Origin of the sequence: Bacillus sp. BML-BC051 (assembly GCF_019656175.1) — a bacterium.
Taxonomy (GTDB): Bacteria; Bacillota; Bacilli; order Bacillales; family Bacillaceae_G; genus Bacillus_A; species Bacillus_A mobilis.
Window position 1 is genome coordinate 35,887 of the sequence record NZ_BPLI01000042.1, and the last position, 18,789, is coordinate 54,675.

Genomic DNA, 18,789 nt, shown 5'->3' on the forward strand with positions numbered 1-18,789 from the left:
ATTTGGAGGGAATAGCTATGCTTTTAAAATATTTTTATGATGAAAAATTAGCACATGCTTCCTATTTGGTCGGTTGTCAGAAGGAAGGCGTAGCAATTGTAATTGATCCAGGTCGCTATATAGAACAATATATAGAATTTGCTAAGAAAGAGGGAATGGAAGTAATTGCTGCGGCTGAAACTCACATTCATGCAGATTTTCTTTCTGGGTCTAGAGAACTTTCTAATCTTTATCATGCAAAGTTATATGTATCTGATGAAGGAGATTGTGATTGGAAATATCAATATCTTAACGAAGGTCGATACAAATTGGTTAGAGAAGGCACAGAGTTTAAAATAGGTCATATAAAATTTAATGTAATTCACACCCCAGGGCATACGCCTGAAAGTATTTCTTTTTTAGTAACGGATACAAGTCAAAATAATTATACGAATGAAAAGCCAATGGGAATATTCACAGGTGATTTTATATTTGTAGGAGATATAGGAAGACCGGATTTATTAGAAACTGCTGTAGGTATGAAAAATACTGCAAAAATAGGAGCGAAACAATTATTTAATTCTATACAAAAAATAAAAATACTCCCTGATTATTTGCAAATATGGCCATCACATGGTGCAGGAAGCGCATGTGGAAAAGCATTAGGAGCAATTCCAACTTCTACATTAGGTTATGAAAAGATGTTCAATTGGGCATTTCAGTGTAATGAAGAAAGTGATTTTGTATCGACTTTATTGAGGGGACAACCAGAGCCTCCAAAGTATTTTTCATTAATGAAGAATTTAAATAAATCTGGTCCTCCAATTCGTAAGAAGAGAGAAGTTATTGCTATTGATACAGTAGAAAAACTTCAAGAAGTTATGACAAGCGTTCAGCAAATAGTTGATATAAGGGATGTAGAGAGTTTTGCTTCTGGTCACATCGAGAAATCAATTAACATACCTTATAACAATTCCTTTACAACTTGGTGTGGATGGTTACTAGATTATAAAACAGAAACTTTAATCATTCTAGATGAGGAAAAGGTTAGAGTGGAGGAAGTTATTAGAGACTTTGAATCTATTGGGCTAGATAATATTATTGCTTTTGTACCTGTAAAGGTAATACAAAGATTTAATAGATTAGAAAGTTACAAAGAAGACACATCAATCGAATTATATCCGCATATAAAAGGTGGAAGTGTTAAGGTAATCGACGTGCGTAGTAAAAAAGAGTGGGAGGAAGGACATCTTCATGATGCAATACATATCCCTTTAGGAAATCTATTTAAGCAGCTAGATTGTATATCGAAAGATTGCCCAATAGTTTTACAATGTCGAACCGGATTGCGTTCCGCTATAGCAGCTAGTATTTTACAAAGAGCAGGTATAAAGGAAGTAGTGAATTTAAAGGGAGGATTTCTTGCATGGAAAAAGGAAGAGCTTCCTTATATAACATGTAATCGCAATGTGTAGGGAAATAATTTTTATTAATTTATCCGATAAGGAAAATTGCGGATTACATAGGAGTATATCTATATATAGGAGCAACACAGTTAGATAGTGTATTAAAATAGGAGAAATAGATGATTTATTCTATAGACCTGAATTTATTCAGAATTATGCTGATGAGCAAATAGATATAGTTTTATCAGGACACGCTCATGGTGGACAATTTAGGTTACCATTTATCAGCAAATTAGTGGCTCCAAATCAAGGTGTTTTACCTAAATATACAACCGGTTTATATGAAAAATAAAATACGTCTATGGTAGTAAGTAGAGGATTAGGCAATAGGATCATTCCGCAAAGAATTTTTAATAGGCCAGAACTTGTAGTCGTACAGTTAAATTGAACTGTACGATTTTTTGTACAGAAAAAATAGGCCATATGCATTTTATACAAGTTAACATTACAGTTTTGTTAAAAATTTTCTACGTTACATAAAGTAACAAAATTTGACCCGGAGAGTTTGTTATAGTGTAAATAATCAAAAAAATTAAAAATTAGTCGAGTGAAAAGTGTGATAAGCAATTCAGTAAAAAACTTAAAGGGGTGTACACATGCATAAAGAATATGAAATTGAAGAGTATACGGCGATTGAGGAACAAATACATTATTATTGTAAATGTTTATTAGTAAGCCATCCTGATCAAATTATAAAGTATTTAGAAAAAAGGTTAGAAAAATATGCAGAAACATTACAATATGCACATTTATATCCTGATACAGTTATTTTACCGTTACAGCAATTAGTTATCGAATATTCTTTAGATGTTGCTAGAATTAGAAAATATATGAATTTAAAAACGTAAAATGAAATATATAATTTAAATGAAACAGAGTCGACTTTAAGAAATGAAATTCTAATGTCGACTCTGTTTCATTGTTTATGATTGAAAATACATACTAATCAATGAAGTTTGACATATAATTACGCAAGAGTAAAATAAAAGTGAGTACTCACTCATTTTTGAAAAGGAGGAAGAATACGTGCAGCAACCTGCCATTATTTTACGAACCGTGTCAAAAAGTTTTTGGAAAAAAGAAATTTTACACAATCTTTCATTGCAAGTTGAAAAAGCAGAGATATTTGGTTTAGTTGGGCCTTCAGGTTCAGGGAAAACGACTCTTATTAAATTGATTGCAGGTATTAATGAGGCGACGAAAGGTGAAGTGCTTGTATACAACACGAACATGCCTAATTTAAATGAAATGAAAAGAATTGGTTATATGGCTCAGGCTGATGCATTATATGAAGAACTATCAGCATATGAAAATGCAGATTTTATTGCAACGATGTATGGATTAAGGGGAAAACATAAAAAAGAAAGAATACAAGAGGTTTTTGATCTTGTACAATTATCACAACATATGAGAAAGCAAGTACAGCATTTTTCAGGCGGGATGAAGAAGCGTTTATCATTAGCGATAGCACTCCTTCATGAACCTGAAATATTAATTTTAGATGAGCCAACAGTGGGGATAGATCCACTTCTTAGAAAAACAATCTGGGAAAAATTTTATGATTTGAAAAAGAAAGGCACAACTATTATTGTAACGACACACATTATGGACGAAGCTGAATTTTGTGAACGCTTAGGATTAATTAGAGAAGGAAAGCTAGTTGCGACTGGAACACCTGAAGAATTGAAAAAACGGGTATCATCAGGACGGATTGAAGATGTCTTTTTGTTGGAAGAGGTGGCCCTATCATGAGAGTTACTGGTGTAATCATTCGTATTATTCGCCAATTTTTTCGAGATAAACGTTCGTTAGCGATGATGTTTGGAGCACCAATGTTATTACTTTGGTTACTGTCGCTTGTGTTTACACAAAAAGACTATGTACCGCATATCGCTGTAGTTGATGTGCCTGCTCCTATTGTAAAAACAATGAAAACTCAAGAAGCCTCAATTTATGAATACGGCAAAGAGAAAGCAATTTCAGAGTTAGAACAGCAAAAGGTAGATGCAGTAATTTATTTAGAGAATGGGAAAATGAATCTTTTATTAGAAGGAAGTGATTCATCAAAAAATCGTGCTGTACTTCAAGTTTTACAAAAGAGTTCAGAAAAGAATGATGTATCAATTATGAAGCCTGAAGTAAATTACTTACATGGCTCTAAAGACTTTACAATGTTTGATGGGCTTGGTCCCGTATTGATTGGTTTCTTTACATTTTTCTTTGTATTTATATTGTCTGGAGTTTCCTTTGTTAGAGAACGTTTAAGTGGTACATTAGAGAGGTTATTGTCCACTCCAGTGAGAAGATGGGAAATAGTTGTAGGATATATTATTGGTTTTGGAATCTTTGCATTTATACAATCAATTATAATCGTGAATTTTTCAGTTTATATTTTAGACTTGTATGTAGCTGGCTCCATATGGCTAACGCTACTTATTACATGTATGCTTTCTTTAACAGCACTAACTTTAGGGACGTTTTTATCAGCATACGCAAATAATGAATTTCAAATGATTCAATTTATACCGCTTGTCATTGTGCCACAAATTTTCTTTTCTGGATTGTTTCCAATTGAATCTATGAATAAGTGGCTACAAATGTTAGGGAATTTATTTCCGCTCACATATGGAGCTGACGCAATGAGACAAGTGATGATTCGAAATCAAGGATTTACAGAGATTGCATTAGATCTAACTGTATTACTACTTTTTTCTCTATTATTTGCAATAGGGAATGTATTTGCATTAAAGAAACATCGGAAAATATAATGATGATACAAAGGGGCATTATAGATGAAGAAGGATTGGCTGGAAGAATTAATTGCCGCAACAAATACGGATAAACGAAATGAACGTCAAATGCGTATATTAGAGGCAGCTGTTGATATGTTTGGCGAAAAAGGATATGCTTCAACTTCAACAAGTGAAATTGCAAAGCGTGCTGGTGTAGCGGAAGGAACAATCTTCCGCTACTATAAAACGAAAAAAGATTTATTGTTAGCAGTCGTCATGCCGACATTAACAAAGTTTGCTGCACCATTTTTCGTACAAGCCTTCGCAAAGGAAATATTTAAATCGGAGTATGAATCATACGAAGGGCTTCTAAGAGTTGTGATTCATAATAGATTTGAATTTGCAAAAAAGCATTTTCCCATGATAAAAATATTAATTCAAGAAGTGCCATTTCAGCCAGAATTAAAAAATGAAATTCAACATTTAGTAGAAACAGAGTTATTTTCACATTTTAAAAAGTTGATTGTAAAGTTTCAAGAAGACGGGGAAATTATTGAAATGCCGCCATCTTCAGTATTAAGACTTACTTTATCAGCTGTATTAGGTTTATTATTAACAAGATTTTTATTATTGCCAGAAGAAAAATGGAATGATGAAGTGGAAATTGAAAATACGATTCAATTTATATTGTATGGATTAACGCCACGAAATTAATCGTTGAAGTATGAATTACATATGTTACATTTAAGCAAAATATAAATCGCCTTTAAAAAGGCGATTTATATTTGTTATATTTTTGATAAATAAGTACTTGTTTACGAAAAACAGTCTAGATTAACGTACTTCTTTGTCTCTTCTTCTAAGACCTAATAATCCTGCTAGTCCTAATAAACCGAGCCAAGCCCAATTATTATTTCTATCACGATTATCATTTAAATCATTTGTCGTATTTACATTTCGAGTTCTCACATCATTATTAACTCTGTCTAAGTTATTGTCATTAACTCGAGTTGAAATATCAGTGTTATTAACTCTATTCATATGATTTCCATCGTATTCAGCTTGGGCAGATGTACCTAAAAACATAATAGATAGTGCTAAAACACTTAAAATAGATGATAATTTTTTCTTCATAAATTTCCCCTCCTTTCTTACGTATTACATTCTCCAACTCTTTTGTGCATTATTCATTTGTGATAGTATCAAACCATGATTTTAAAGCGAACATCTTTACGTCGTAGAGCTAAATAACTGTTAAAAGGGCATTGAATATGTGCATTAAAATATTAAATAAAACAAACTTTGATTACGATACTAAACTTAGTACAATTTATATAGTACGGACTAGTACAAAGGAGGTAATGAAATGCGACAATTTGCAAAACCAACAATTGTTGTGAGTAAATGTTTAGAATTTGATGCTTGTCGTTATAATGGAGAGATGATTCCAGATGTAACAATACGAAATTTGCAGCCATTTGTTACATTTATACCTGTTTGTCCAGAAGTCGAGATCGGATTGGGCACTCCTCGTGAAACGATACGAATTGTAGAAGAAAATGGTGTGAATAGACTTGTACAGCCGTCGACGCGGGAAGATGTAACTAAAAAAATGGAGCAATTTTCAAATGACTTTTTACAAACGATACCTGATGTGGATGGTTTTATTTTAAAGAATCGTTCGCCAAGTTGTGGTACCCGTGATGTAAAAATTTATTCTGGTTTTGAAAAAGCGCCAGCAAAAGGAAAGGGATCAGGCTTATTTGGCGGAGCAGTAATAAAAAAATTTTCACATCTTCCAATTGAAGAAGAAGGTAGATTGTCGAATTTTATTATTAGAGAACATTTCTTTACAAGGTTATTTACAATCGCATCTTACAAAATGATCAAACATAATAAAAATATAAAAGATCTTGTATCGTTTCAGTCTGATAATAAATATTTATTTATGGCATATAATCAGGTAAAACAAAAGGAATTGGGACGAATAATTGCAAATCACAAAAATGAAAAGATTGAAGTGGTATTTGAAAATTATGAGAAAACTTTATATGAATTATTTATGCGCACACCCCGCTATACATCGAATGTAAATGTATGTGAGCATATTTTTGGATATTTTAAAACAAAATTGAAAAAACAAGAAAAAGATCATTTTTTAGATCTGATACAAAAATATAAAGAAAAGAAAAGCCCGCTTAGTAGTATACTTGCAATTTTAAAATCATGGGCTCTTCGATTTGATGAAAAGTATTTATTACGACAAACATATTTCGAACCATACCCTGAAGCTTTAGTAGAGATTTCAGATTCGGGTAAAGGTAGAGATTATTAAACAACAAATTACATATTTCGACAAGAAAACTCCTATGTTGTTGTAGAACAATGTAGGAATTTTTTTGTGCATTAGTACAGAATCTGTTTTAAAATTAGATTATGACAGAATTATAACAATTATCTAACTAATATTCTTGTCTTTAAGTAGTAACGTTTGTAGTAGAAACTCGCACGCTGTCGAAACTCAATATTCGATAAGGGGTGTGTAGCGGAATGGAATTTACTCTAACTCGCGAAAAACAAATGATTAAAGAAATGGTACGTGACTTTGCTGAAAAGGAAATCGCACCGAAAGCTGTGTATTATGATAAAACTGCGGAATTTCCATATGAAACATTTCAAAAAATGGGTGAACTAGGATTATTAGGCATCCCATTCCCTGAAGAGTATGGAGGTTCAGGTGGCGATACTGTATCGTACGCGTTAGCAGTTGAAGAAATTGGTCGTGCTTGTGGTGGGACGGGATTAAGTTACGCTGCAACAATTTCATTAGGTGCTTCACCAATTTATTATTTCGGTACAGAAGAACAAAAACAGAAATATTTAGTTCCAATGGCGTCAGGTAAAACGTTAGGTGCTTTCGGATTAACTGAGCCGAACGCTGGATCTGATGCAGGTGGTACACAAACGAAAGCTGTATTAGATGGAGACGAGTATGTTATTAGCGGTGAAAAGTGTTGGATCACAAATGCAGAGTATGCAAATACAATTATTGTAACCGCTGTCAACGGTGTTGAAGACAATGGTAGAAAACGTATTTCGGCATTTATTGTACCGACTACAAGTGAAGGATTAACGATCTCAAGTCCTTACGATAAAATGGGTGTTCGTGCTTCTAATACATGTGAAATCGTACTTGATGGTGTACGTGTACCGAAAGAAAATATTCTTGGTGATGTAAATAAAGGATTTAAACAATTCTTATATACACTTGATGGAGGACGTATTTCAATCGCAGCATTAGCAGTAGGTATTGCACAATCGGCATTTGAACGTGCACTGCAATATGCGAAAGAACGTCAACAATTTGGAAAGTCAATCTCTAATTTCCAAGCGATTCAATTTAAATTAGCTGATATGGCGACTGAAGTAGAGCTAGCACGTAATTTAGTACATAAAGCAGCTTGGTTAAAAGATAACGATAAACCTTTTGGTAAAGAAGCGGCTATGGCAAAACTTTTCGCATCTGAAGCAGCAAGCCGTATTGCAAATCAAGCAGTACAAATTCACGGTGGATATGGCTATATGCGTGAATATGAAGTGGAACGACATATTCGTGATGCAAAACTATTAGAAATTGGTGAAGGAACTTCTGAAATTCAACGTCTCGTAATTGCTAGACATTTAGGATGTAGATAAAAGGGAGGAATCACTATGTTTCAAAAAATATTAATTGCTAATCGCGGGGAAATCGCAGTTCGTATTATAAAAACTTGTCAAAAACTTGGCATTCGCACTGTTGCTATTTATTCTGAGGCAGATGAAAATGCCCTTCATGTAAAAATGGCAAATGAAGCTTACTTAGTAGGTGGACCGCGTGTCCAAGAAAGCTATTTAAACCTTGAAAAAATTATTGAAATAGCTAAGAAGACAAACGCTGAAGCAATTCATCCGGGATATGGATTATTATCAGAGAATCCTTCATTTCCGGTTCGCTGTAGAGAAGAAGGGATTGTATTTATCGGTCCATCAGAAGAAATCATTACGAAGATGGGAAGTAAAATCGAATCTCGTATTGCAATGCAAGCTGCAGATGTCCCAGTAGTTCCAGGTATTACTACAAATATTGAAACTGCTGAAGAAGCAATTGAAATTGCAAAACAAATTGGTTATCCATTAATGTTGAAGGCATCCGCAGGCGGCGGAGGCATTGGAATGCAGTTGATGGAAACTGAGCAAACGCTCACCAAAGCATTTGAAAGTAATAAAACAAGAGCGCAAAACTTCTTCGGTAACGGAGAAATGTATTTAGAGCGCTATATTGCAGATGCACACCATATTGAAATTCAACTTTTAGCAGATACACATGGTAACACAGTGTATTTATGGGAGCGTGAATGTTCCGTGCAGCGCCGAAATCAGAAAGTAATTGAAGAAGCACCTTCACCATTTTTAGATGAAGGTACGCGAAAAGCGATGGGCGAAGTTGCTGTACAAGCTGCCAAAGCACTAGGATATACAAATGCTGGTACAGTTGAGTTTCTAGTTGATGATCAGAAAAACTTCTATTTCTTAGAAATGAATACGAGATTACAAGTAGAGCATCCAGTTACAGAAGAAATTACTGGTTTAGATCTTGTAGAACAACAACTTCTAATTGCATGTGGTGAGAAATTATCGTTTACACAAGATGATGTAAAACGTAGTGGTCATGCCATTGAGGCACGTATTTATGCAGAAGATCCGAAAACTTTCTTCCCATCACCTGGGAAAATTACAAATTTAACGCTGCCAACGAATGTTCGTATTGATCACTTTTTAGAGAATCAAGTAACGATTACACCTTTCTATGATCCAATGATTGCGAAAGTCATTGCTCATGGTGAAACTCGTGAAGAAGCAATTTCTAAATTACATGATGCTTTAGAAGAATTAAAAGTAGAAGGTATTAAAACGAACACGCCAATGCTAATTCAAGTATTGGAAGATGATGTGTTCAAAAGTGGTATTTATACAACGGGTTTTGTAACGAAACAACTTGTTAAAAAATAAGGTTTAAGAATATTAAGGGGGAAAAATGATGACGAAAGTATATGCATCGATGGCAGGAAATGTATGGAAGATTGTTGTAGGAGTAGGAGATACAGTAGAGGAAGAGCAGGATGTCGTCATTTTGGAATCTATGAAAATGGAAATTCCAATCGTTTCAGAAGAAGCTGGCACAGTTATGAAAATTAATGTGCAAGAAGGCGATTTTGTAAATGAAGGAGATGTATTACTAGAAATTGAATAGGGAGATATAGGGGGAAGCGAATTGAAACTACCTAATTTTGCTGTCATTAAAGAAGTCGGGCCACGTGATGGCTTACAAAATGAAAAAAAGATTGTTGGCACAAAAGATAAAGTAAAATGGATTCAACTACTTACAGAGGCGGGATTATCGTACGTTGAAGTTTCCTCATTCGTTCACCCTAAATGGGTTCCTGCATTAGCAGATGCAAATGATGTGTTTTCTGAGCTGAAAAGGGATCCAAATGTTACATATGCAGCGCTTGTTCCAAATCAAAATGGTTTGGAACGAGCTTTTTTGCAAAATGTAGATGAGGTGAATGTTTTTTTATCAGCAAGTGAATCTCATAATAAAAGTAATATTAATAAATCAATTAAAGAAGCATTAGTTGTCATTGAAGATATAACAAAGCAGGCCACGTTCGAAGGTAAAAAGGTAAGAGGCTATGTTTCTACTGTATTTGGTTGTCCTTATGAAGGGGACATAAGTGTCGCAGCAGTTGACGAGTTATGTAATCAACTATTTTCATATGGCATTTATGAAGTATCTCTTGGTGACACGATTGGTGTAGCAAATCCGTTACAAGTAGAGCAGGTTTTAGAACATTTATTAAAGAAATATGATGCTTCGCAGTTTGCAATGCACTTCCATAATACGTATGGAATGGCTCTGGCGAATGTAGTTAAGTCATTAGAATATGGTATTACAACATTTGATAGTTCTTGTGGTGGTCTTGGGGGCTGTCCATATGCACCAGGAGCATCCGGCAATGTTGCAACCGATGACTTAGTTCATATGCTCCATAAGTTAGGGGTCCAAACGAATATTGATGAAGAGAAGTTATTGAGAGCGAGTCAATTTATTCAAAGTAAATTAAATATCCAATTACCGAGTCATGTGTATAGAGCGCTTCAACATAAAACGATAAGTAGGTGAGAAGATGCTACAACTACAAAACATTTCAGTTGATTATGTAACACCACATGTTGTAAAGATTTCGTTATATCGTGAAAGACAAGCAAACTCATTATCTTTAGCGTTATTAGAAGAGTTACAAAACATATTAACTCAAATAAATGAAGAGTCCAATACTCGTGTAGTTATTCTAACAGGTGCTGGTGAAAAAGCGTTTTGTGCTGGGGCTGATTTAAAAGAACGCGCTGGTATGAATGAGGAACAAGTTCGCCATGCTGTTAGTATGATTCGCGCTACTATGGAAATGGTTGAACAATTACCTCAGCCAGTTATTGCTGCTGTAAATGGAGTCGCGCTTGGTGGTGGTACAGAATTAAGTTTAGCTTGTGATTTTAGAATTGCTTCTGACACTGCGAGTTTTGGTCTTACTGAAACTACACTTGCAATTATACCAGGAGCAGGTGGTACGCAGCGTTTGCCAAGATTAATTGGTGTTGGTAGAGCAAAAGAATTAATTTATACAGGCAGACGCATCTCGGCGCAAGAAGCGGAAGAATATGGTCTAGTAGAATTCGTTGTACCAGCTCATTTACTTGAAGAGAAAGCGATTGAAATGGCAGAAAGAATTGCTAGTAATGGTCCAATTGCTGTTCGATTAGCAAAAGAAGCAATTTCAAACGGTATTCAAGTTGATTTACATACCGGATTACAAATGGAAAAACAAGCGTATGAAGGTGTAGTCCATACGAAAGATAGATTAGAAGGATTACAAGCATTCAAGGAAAAACGCACACCAATGTATAAGGGGGAGTAAATATGTTAGATCAAAAACAACAATCAAATACATTTGAAGAACGAGTTGAAACGATTAAACAAGGCGGCGCACCAAAATATCATGATCAAAATAAAGCGAAAGGAAAACTATTCGTTCGAGATCGCTTAGCTCTTTTATTTGATAATGGTGAATATGTAGAAGATGCATTATTTGCAAATTGTGAACAAACAGGATTACCTGCTGATGGTGTTATTACGGCAACAGGTAAAATACATGGTCGCACTGCATGCGTAATGGCAAATGATTCAACAGTAAAGGCCGGATCATGGGGCGCACGTACAGTTGAAAAGATTTTACGTATTCAAGAAACGGCAGAAAAATTACGTGTTCCGTTATTTTATTTAGTTGACTCTGCTGGAGCGCGTATCACTGATCAAGTAGAAATGTTCCCAGGGCGCCGTGGTGCAGGAAGAATCTTCTACAATCAAGTGAAATTATCAGGTAAAGTTCCGCAAGTATGCTTATTATTTGGACCTTCTGCAGCTGGTGGTGCGTATATTCCAGCCTTTTGTGATGTTGTTATGATGGTGGAAGGAAATGCATCTATGTATTTAGGATCTCCTCGTATGGCTGAGATGGTTATCGGTGAGAAAGTAACTTTAGAAGAGATGGGCGGAGCTCGTATGCATTGCTCAATATCAGGATGCGGAGATGTTTTATGTAAGACCGAAGAAGATGCGATTACACAAGCAAGACAATACATTTCATATTTTCCAAACAACTACTTAGAGAAGACTCCATTGGTTACACCTCAAGAACCGAAACAATTCGAAAAAACGTTAGAACAAATCATTCCAGAAAATCAAAATGCTCCTTTCAATATGAAAGATCTCATTAACAGAATTATTGATGAAGGTTCTTTCTATGAAGTAAAAAAATTATTTGCTCAAGAACTAATTACAGGCTTAGCACGTATTGATGGTAAGCCAGTTGGTATTATTGCAAATCAACCGCGTATGAAAGGCGGCGTATTATTCCACGATTCAGCTGATAAAGCAGCAAAGTTTATTAATTTATGCGATGCATATCATATTCCATTATTATTCCTTGCAGATGTACCTGGATTTATGATTGGTACAAAAGTAGAGCGTGCTGGCATTATTCGCCACGGCGCAAAAATGATTTCTGCAATGAGTGAAGCAACTGTACCGAAAATTTCTATCGTTGTTCGTAAAGCATATGGTGCTGGTTTATATGCGATGGCGGGTCCAGCCTTTGAACCAGATTGCTGCCTTGCATTACCGACAGCTTCTATTGCGGTAATGGGCCCAGAAGCTGCGGTCAATGCTGTATATGCAAATAAGATTGCAGCTTTACCAGAAGAAGAGCGTGATAGCTTCATTGCTGAAAAACGCGAAGAGTATAAGAAGGATATTGATATTTACCATTTGGCATCAGAGATGGTCATTGATGGTATTGTTCATCCAAACAATTTAAGAGAAGAGTTAAAAGGACGATTCGAAATGTATATGAGTAAATATCAAGTATTTACGGATCGTAAACATCCTGTTTATCCAGTTTAAAAGCCCTATTTAGGGCTTTCTTGCTCAAAAAGTTAAGGAGGGGAAAACATTGAAACAAGCAGTTTGGTTTCCAACAGAAGAGTATAAAGAAAAAACGCGTCTATATGGTTGGATGAAATCTTTGGGATATGAAGACTATGAAACATTTTATAATAAGTCAATCGAAGAAACAGCTTGGTTTTGGGGAGAAGCTGAGAAAGCGGTAGGCTATCAATGGATGAAACCTTATACAGACGTGCTAGACTTAGAGAATGGTATGCCGTTTGCACAGTGGTATAATGGCGGAACATGTAACGTTGTAGAATCCGTTTTATCACGCTGGCTTGCAGACGATGAAACAAGAACACAACCAGCACTTCAGTACGAGGGAGAAAATGGAACTTCAAAATCATTTACATATGAAGAACTTGATAACTGGGTAAGCCGCGTTGCAAACGGTTTGAAACATGCTGGTATTGAAAAAGGAGACCGTGTAACAATTTATATGCCGATGATTCCAGAAACAGTTGTTGCGATGCTAGCTGTTATGAAAATCGGAGCAATTATTTCACCAATATTCTCAGGATTTGCGTCTGATGCAGTCATGACACGTGTACAAGCGGCAGGATCGAAAATGATCATTACTGCAGATGGTTTTTCACGCCGAGGTAAAATTGTTTCATTAAAAGACGAAGTAGATAAAGCTTGTGAACATTGTCCAACTGTTGAAAAAGTCGTTATCGTGCGTCACGCAGGAAATGAATTTACACCGCATAATTATGATTTCTCATGGAGTACGTTAGAAAAAGAAAAGCCATTTGTACATGCTGAAGAAATGCATAGTGATGATCCTTTAATGTTCATTTATACATCAGGTACAACTGGGAAACCGAAGGGAACGGTACATACACATGCTGGTTTCCCTTTGAAAGCTGCATTTGATGCAGGATTTGGAATGAACATCAAACAAGGTGACCGTGTATTATGGGTAACTGATATGGGCTGGATGATGGGACCATTTTTACTATTCGGTTCTCTTATTAATGGGGCAACGATGGTTATGTACGAAGGTGTTCCAGATTTCCCAGAAGCCGATCGGTTATGGGAGACAGTTGATAAATATGAAATTACACATCTCGGTATATCACCAACATTAATTCGCGCGTTAATGGCAAAAGGTGATGAATATGTGAATAAACATTCGCTCAACAGTTTAGAAGTATTCGCATCAACAGGTGAACCTTGGAATCCAGATCCTTGGATGTGGCTATTTGAAACAGTTGGAAAAAGTAATGTACCAATTTGTAACTATTCAGGCGGAACTGAAATTTCTGGTGGGATTTTCGGAAATGTCCTTATTAAACCAATTGCACCGATTAGTTTTAATGCATCTTTACCAGGAATGGCAGCGGTTGTGCTTGATGATCAAGGCAATCCAATTCGTGATGAGGTTGGAGAATTATGTTTAGAGAAGCCTTGGGTTGGTATGACGAAAAGTTTCTGGGAAGACGATGAGCGTTATGTGAACACATATTGGTCACGTTTTGAAAATAAATGGGTTCATGGTGACTGGGTTATTTATGATGGTGAGCAATATATTATTACAGGACGCTCAGATGATACGTTAAACATTGCTGGGAAACGTATTGGACCTGCTGAATATGAATCAATTCTTGTAAAGCATAATGATGTCATAGAAGCTGCCGCGATTGGTGTACCTGATGAAGTAAAAGGTGAAGTTTGTCATTGTTTTGTAGTACTAAGGGACAATGTAACATTCACAGGAGAGTTAAAGAAAGAGTTAATGAGTTTAGTAAACTCTCATATTGGAAAAGCATTATGTCCAAAAGATATTCACGTTGTAGAAGATTTACCGAAAACACGTAATTCTAAAGTAATGCGACGCGTCATTAAAGCAGCTTACTTAGGAAAAGAATTAGGTGATTTATCATCGCTTGTAAATCCTGAAGTAGTTCCGTTTATTCAGGGGTTGCAGTCTAGTAAATTATAAAATTAAAGCATGTATAATGTGAACTGACCTCTAATTATTAGAGGTCAGTTTTTATATATACAGGATAATTTAGTACATGTGTTTGTTTTTTCCTTTCTATGTTTTTGCCTCGTACACTTTAAAGCTAGTGGACATACTATATTAATAGAAATGATTAGGGGGTGAGATTTTGGGATATCGTTATAGTAATTCTAGAAAAAAGTGTTCATGTAAACAGGATGATTGTTGGGATGTTTTTGAAGAGTGTAAAAAAGAACATGAAGAGCAAAATAAGGCATGTGACTGTTGCTGTGTACAAGGAATTAGAGATGAGCTGAGAAAGTTAGTAAACAGATCAGTGCGTATTACAACAGGAAGTAATAATTATGCAGGAACTGTTTCTTCAGTCACTTGTGATGTTGTAAAGCTTGCTAATAGTGCTGGGGTAGTTACAGTAATTATTTCAGTTTGTAAAATTGAAGCGATTGAACCATTGTTAACATAGGAAACATAGCATAATTGGGCTATGTTTTTGTAAAGCCATTCTTATGAATGGCTTTATTTTAATTTCGTATAAAAGGAGAATATATTCTATATATAGAAATAAATTTGAGTATATATAGAATGGTGTATGAAAGGAGAATGGTGTTGATTAAATTAGAATCCTTAAAAAGATCCGATTTCAAACAATTAATAAATTGGATTGATTCTGAAGAATTTTTAATACAGTGGTCAGGAAATGCATTTACATATCCTTTAAATGAACAACAATTAGAAAATTATATAGAAAGCTCAAATACTCTTGCATTTAAAGTAATAGATGAAGAGTCTAAGAAAGTGGTTGGTCATATTTCACTTGGGCAAATAGACAATATTAATAAGTCTGCAAGGATTGGAAAAGTGCTAGTTGGTGATACGAAAATGAGAGGACGTTCTATAGGGAAACATATGATGAAGGCAGTACTACAAGTTGCATTTGAAGAATTAAAACTACATAGAGTAACCCTTGGTGTTTATGATTTTAATACGTCCGCCATCTCATGTTATGAAAAAACAGGATTTGTAAAAGAAGGTTTATTACGAGAGTCAAAAAAGGTAGGAGAAACGTATTGGAATTTATGGGAAATGAGTATGTTAGAATATGAATGGAGCGATAAAGAATTATAGTTATCTGTAATTATATTATGTTAATTAAAAGGGGTATGATGGGGAATTATGAATAAGAAAACGAAAATCATTACAATTGCAGCTGTTTCAGGAGGAGGTAAAACGACTGTTACAGAAAATTTAACTCAAAAGCTAACAAATTCAAAAGCGCTATATTTTGATAGCTATCACTTTAAAAACTGTCCTACTGATATTTGTAAATGGATTGATGAGGGAGCAAATTATGATGAATGGGTACTTACACCATTAATTCATGATATTCAGCATCTTATACGAGAGGATAAAGTAGATTATATTATTTTAGATTATCCATTTGCATACTTAAATAGTGAAATGCGAGAATTTATTGATGCAACAATATTTATAGATACGCCTTTAGATATTGCGATGGCTAGAAGAATTTTGCGAGATTTTAAAGAAGATACAATAGATGAAATACATAATGATTTGAAACATTACATGACATTTGCGAGAAAAGCATATTTAGAGGCAATCCATACTGTTAAGCCAAATTCGGATATTGTATTGGATGGCTCTTTATCTGTAAGTGAAATAATGAATCATGCTGTAGAGGAACTTGGCCGAAGAGAAGTGATTGTCAATGATTAAATGTATAGAGGAATATGTACAAGTTGACGATTTTAAAATGTATACGAAAAAGTTCCAAGGAAAGAAGCTGCAGCCAGTTATTATAATGGAGGCAGGTTATAGCGATTATTCAACGGCATGGGATCATATTGCTGAAGAGTTGACGGAATATGGAACGGTACTTACATATGACCGATCGGGGTTAGGGAAAAGTGGGAAGAGTTCCAAGCGACATATTAGTTCTGAGATGGTAAAAGATTTAAGAGGTTGCTTAGCGCAATTACAATTGAAACCACCTTATATTTTTGTAGGACATTCTTTTGGCGGTATAAATGCACGTTTATTTGCGACTTTTTATCCCGAAGATATGTTGGGAATCGTTTTGGTGGATTCGACACCGGAAAATTATAAAGAAGATTTTTTACCAATCATGTCTCCAGAATTTCAAGATGCTTACAATAAACAGTTTGTATATGAAAGTTCTTATGAAGAGTTTATGTTTAGTCTAGGTGAAGTAGACAAACATTGTCAGTCAATGGGGAATATTCCACTTGCCGTGTTAGCTGCTGGTAAAAAAGCTTTTTATTCGCCAGCTGCACAATTGAAATGGTTACAATTGCAAGAAGATTTATTACGATTATCAAGCAATAATAAATTTGTAATTGCAGAACAAAGTAGTCACTATATTCAAAAAGATGAACCATATTATGTAGTAGATGCTATTAAGTGGATTATTGAGGTGGGGGAGAGATAAATATGTACACTTTATTTCAATACAATTGGCAAGTAAGGGACGACTGGTTTAAGTGGTGTGAGCAACTTTCAGAAGAAGAATTACTCCGCAAGCGTGTAGGGGGTGTTGGAAGTATTTTAGAAACATTATTTCATATTGTCGATGTTGAATACAGCTGGATTAGCGCACTTCAAGGAAAAGAAGATAATGAACCGCAGTATAAAGATTATCAATCGATCCAAAAAGTGAAAGCGTTATCTGATTTATATAAACGAGAATTAGAAGTTTTTTTGAAGTTATGGTCATCTAGCCTAGAATATAAGATATTAAAAGCTTCGTGGACAGATAAAACATATACATACGGTGAAGTGTTAAGACATGTAATTGTACACGAAATTCATCACATTGGTCAGCTATCTATATGGGCGAGAGAGTTAAATCTTCAGCCTGTTTCAGCGAATTTAATTGGAAGGGGACTATAGATTTAGAAAACGGCTTGCACTATAAATGTAAGCCGTTTTTTATATATAAGAAGATTTCCTAGTTGAAATCCTCGGATTTTTTCTGACGTATATGTAAAAACATTAAAAATGTAATAATGAAGAAAATCAACAATGTTTGTATGATTAAATTTTTAAACTGAAGCAATACTGTCCAAGATGTAACAGCATCTTTAAAAGCTTGGAGTGCAGAGTACGAGGATGGATCAAAACCGTACTGTAGTAGCTTTTTTGTTTCAATAAAGGTACTGTTTTCTTCACTTGAGTCTAATATTACAGAAATAAGTCTAGTATCTCCTCGATGTGCTGTACTTACAAAACTATAATTACCATTAGTTGAAAAACTAGTTTGTAAGCCGTCAACACCTTGGAGTTTAATGTTTTTATTAAGGGAATAAATCATTTTATTTGTGTTGAAAACTTTTGAGTCTTTGAAGGTAAATTGGTAAGAGGTTAGTTTCGTAATATTCAATACATCTGGAAAGTCTGTTACTAATTGTGTTGCTAGTTTAGCAACGTCTATTGCCGTTGTAGTTGATTGTTTATTCGTATCGTTATTCATTCCAGTTGCATTTAGAAACGGGGATGGTTGTGATAACTTTAGTTGTGTTGCTTTTTCATTCATTAAAAGTGTAAAGTTACCTTCGTTTCCAGCAATGTGTTCTGCTAGGGCAAGTGCGGAACGATTATTCCCTGTCAGAAACAATGCATGAAGTAAATCACGAACTGTCGTTTGATCTTTCGAAGTTACTTGTATAGGACTCTTTTCTGCTCGGAAAACTTCGTTACTTATTTTTACTAATTCATCTAACTGTATTTTGCCTTCATTCAGTTGTTCCATTGCGATATACTCTGTCATTAATTTAGATAAAGTAGCTGATTGTATAGGAATTTCCTCATTTTTTTTATAAACAACTTCACCTGAATTAGCATCTATTAAAATAGCTGATTTAGCTTGAATAATTGGACCATTTACATAGAGGTAAAAATATAAAACGATAAGTGCTGTAATAACAAAAGATAATAATAAAATTGTGAACTTTTTCAGGAATTGCATAAGCGATCCTCCTACTATGACATCAATAATACTATTGT

At 34.8% G+C, this 18,789-nt stretch carries 20 protein-coding genes and 1 pseudogene; 19 read left to right on the top strand and 2 right to left on the bottom strand.

What is annotated here, in order from left to right; all coding sequences use genetic code 11:
- The first annotated feature begins 17 nt into the window (after window positions 1–17).
- The 6 genes and pseudogenes from K5S59_RS17235 to K5S59_RS17260 all read left to right on the top strand — a co-directional run bounded on the left by K5S59_RS17235 (window position 18) and on the right by K5S59_RS17260 (window position 4,891).
- Window positions 18–1,454, top strand: coding sequence for an MBL fold metallo-hydrolase (locus K5S59_RS17235; RefSeq protein ID WP_000925298.1), 1,437 nt, complete (start codon window positions 18–20; stop codon window positions 1,452–1,454).
- Window positions 1,455–1,569: 115 nt separating this feature from the next.
- Window positions 1,570–1,833 (top strand): annotated as a pseudogene (locus tag K5S59_RS17240) (metallophosphoesterase); the annotation flags it as partial.
- Window positions 1,834–2,041: 208 nt separating this feature from the next.
- Window positions 2,042–2,293, top strand: coding sequence for a hypothetical protein (locus K5S59_RS17245; RefSeq protein WP_000548621.1), 252 nt, complete (start codon window positions 2,042–2,044; stop codon window positions 2,291–2,293).
- Window positions 2,294–2,471: 178 nt separating this feature from the next.
- Entirely contained in the window at window positions 2,472–3,197 is a 726-nt protein-coding gene (locus K5S59_RS17250; RefSeq protein ID WP_120450185.1) for an ABC transporter ATP-binding protein, read from the top strand.
- Window positions 3,194–4,213: an ABC transporter permease gene (locus tag K5S59_RS17255; protein WP_001266753.1), complete on the top strand. Its 1,020-nt coding sequence runs from the start codon at window positions 3,194–3,196 to the stop codon at window positions 4,211–4,213. Before K5S59_RS17250 ends, K5S59_RS17255 begins: the two co-directional genes overlap by 4 nt.
- 24 nt (window positions 4,214–4,237) lie before the next feature.
- On the top strand, window positions 4,238–4,891 hold the full coding sequence (locus tag K5S59_RS17260) for a TetR/AcrR family transcriptional regulator (protein WP_098257879.1): 654 nt from the start codon (window positions 4,238–4,240) through the stop codon (window positions 4,889–4,891).
- Window positions 4,892–5,011: 120 nt separating this feature from the next.
- Here the strand turns inward: K5S59_RS17260 and K5S59_RS17265 are convergent, their stop codons facing one another.
- Window positions 5,012–5,311: a WGxxGxxG family protein gene (locus tag K5S59_RS17265; RefSeq protein ID WP_000728148.1), complete on the bottom strand. Its 300-nt coding sequence runs from the start codon at window positions 5,309–5,311 to the stop codon at window positions 5,012–5,014.
- 232 nt (window positions 5,312–5,543) lie between these two features.
- Here K5S59_RS17265 and K5S59_RS17270 point away from each other — a divergent pair, with 232 nt between their 5' ends.
- From K5S59_RS17270 to K5S59_RS17330, 13 genes are all read left to right on the top strand, one after another.
- Window positions 5,544–6,512, top strand: a complete 969-nt coding sequence (locus K5S59_RS17270) for a YbgA family protein (protein ID WP_098257877.1) — start codon at window positions 5,544–5,546, stop codon at window positions 6,510–6,512.
- Between the two features lie 215 nt (window positions 6,513–6,727).
- Entirely contained in the window at window positions 6,728–7,873 is a 1,146-nt protein-coding gene (locus tag K5S59_RS17275; RefSeq protein ID WP_000397281.1) for an acyl-CoA dehydrogenase, read from the top strand.
- A 15-nt stretch (window positions 7,874–7,888) separates the two neighbouring features.
- Window positions 7,889–9,226: an acetyl-CoA carboxylase biotin carboxylase subunit gene (locus K5S59_RS17280; RefSeq protein WP_000486724.1), complete on the top strand. Its 1,338-nt coding sequence runs from the start codon at window positions 7,889–7,891 to the stop codon at window positions 9,224–9,226.
- Window positions 9,227–9,251: 25 nt separating this feature from the next.
- Window positions 9,252–9,467: an acetyl-CoA carboxylase biotin carboxyl carrier protein subunit gene (locus K5S59_RS17285; RefSeq protein ID WP_001985297.1), complete on the top strand. Its 216-nt coding sequence runs from the start codon at window positions 9,252–9,254 to the stop codon at window positions 9,465–9,467.
- 21 nt (window positions 9,468–9,488) lie between these two features.
- On the top strand, window positions 9,489–10,400 hold the full coding sequence (gene mvaB, locus K5S59_RS17290; protein WP_000775443.1) for a hydroxymethylglutaryl-CoA lyase: 912 nt from the start codon (window positions 9,489–9,491) through the stop codon (window positions 10,398–10,400).
- Between the two features lie 4 nt (window positions 10,401–10,404).
- A complete protein-coding gene (locus tag K5S59_RS17295) occupies window positions 10,405–11,193 on the top strand; it encodes an enoyl-CoA hydratase (RefSeq protein ID WP_000939815.1) in 789 nt (262 codons plus the stop codon).
- Window positions 11,194–11,195: 2 nt separating this feature from the next.
- A complete protein-coding gene (locus tag K5S59_RS17300) occupies window positions 11,196–12,737 on the top strand; it encodes an acyl-CoA carboxylase subunit beta (RefSeq protein WP_098872119.1) in 1,542 nt (513 codons plus the stop codon).
- A gap of 49 nt (window positions 12,738–12,786) precedes the next feature.
- Entirely contained in the window at window positions 12,787–14,727 is a 1,941-nt protein-coding gene (locus K5S59_RS17305) for an AMP-binding protein (protein ID WP_098257876.1), read from the top strand.
- Between the two features lie 169 nt (window positions 14,728–14,896).
- Complete coding sequence (gene exsK, locus K5S59_RS17310; protein ID WP_048529942.1) at window positions 14,897–15,211, top strand: exosporium protein ExsK; 315 nt, start codon at window positions 14,897–14,899, stop codon at window positions 15,209–15,211.
- A 119-nt stretch (window positions 15,212–15,330) separates the two neighbouring features.
- Window positions 15,331–15,873: a GNAT family N-acetyltransferase gene (locus tag K5S59_RS17315; RefSeq protein ID WP_002071790.1), complete on the top strand. Its 543-nt coding sequence runs from the start codon at window positions 15,331–15,333 to the stop codon at window positions 15,871–15,873.
- A gap of 48 nt (window positions 15,874–15,921) precedes the next feature.
- Entirely contained in the window at window positions 15,922–16,482 is a 561-nt protein-coding gene (locus K5S59_RS17320; protein WP_001036630.1) for a nucleoside/nucleotide kinase family protein, read from the top strand.
- A complete protein-coding gene (locus K5S59_RS17325; RefSeq protein WP_000588508.1) occupies window positions 16,475–17,215 on the top strand; it encodes an alpha/beta fold hydrolase in 741 nt (246 codons plus the stop codon). The genes K5S59_RS17320 and K5S59_RS17325 overlap by 8 nt, the downstream gene beginning before the upstream one ends.
- A 2-nt stretch (window positions 17,216–17,217) precedes the next feature.
- Window positions 17,218–17,676 (top strand): DinB family protein, encoded by a 459-nt coding sequence (locus K5S59_RS17330; protein WP_000288263.1) that lies wholly within the window; start codon window positions 17,218–17,220, stop codon window positions 17,674–17,676.
- A gap of 58 nt (window positions 17,677–17,734) precedes the next feature.
- Here the strand turns inward: K5S59_RS17330 and K5S59_RS17335 are convergent, their stop codons facing one another.
- Window positions 17,735–18,751, bottom strand: coding sequence for a D-alanyl-D-alanine carboxypeptidase family protein (locus K5S59_RS17335; RefSeq protein WP_097844971.1), 1,017 nt, complete (start codon window positions 18,749–18,751; stop codon window positions 17,735–17,737).
- Window positions 18,752–18,789 lie beyond the last annotated feature (38 nt).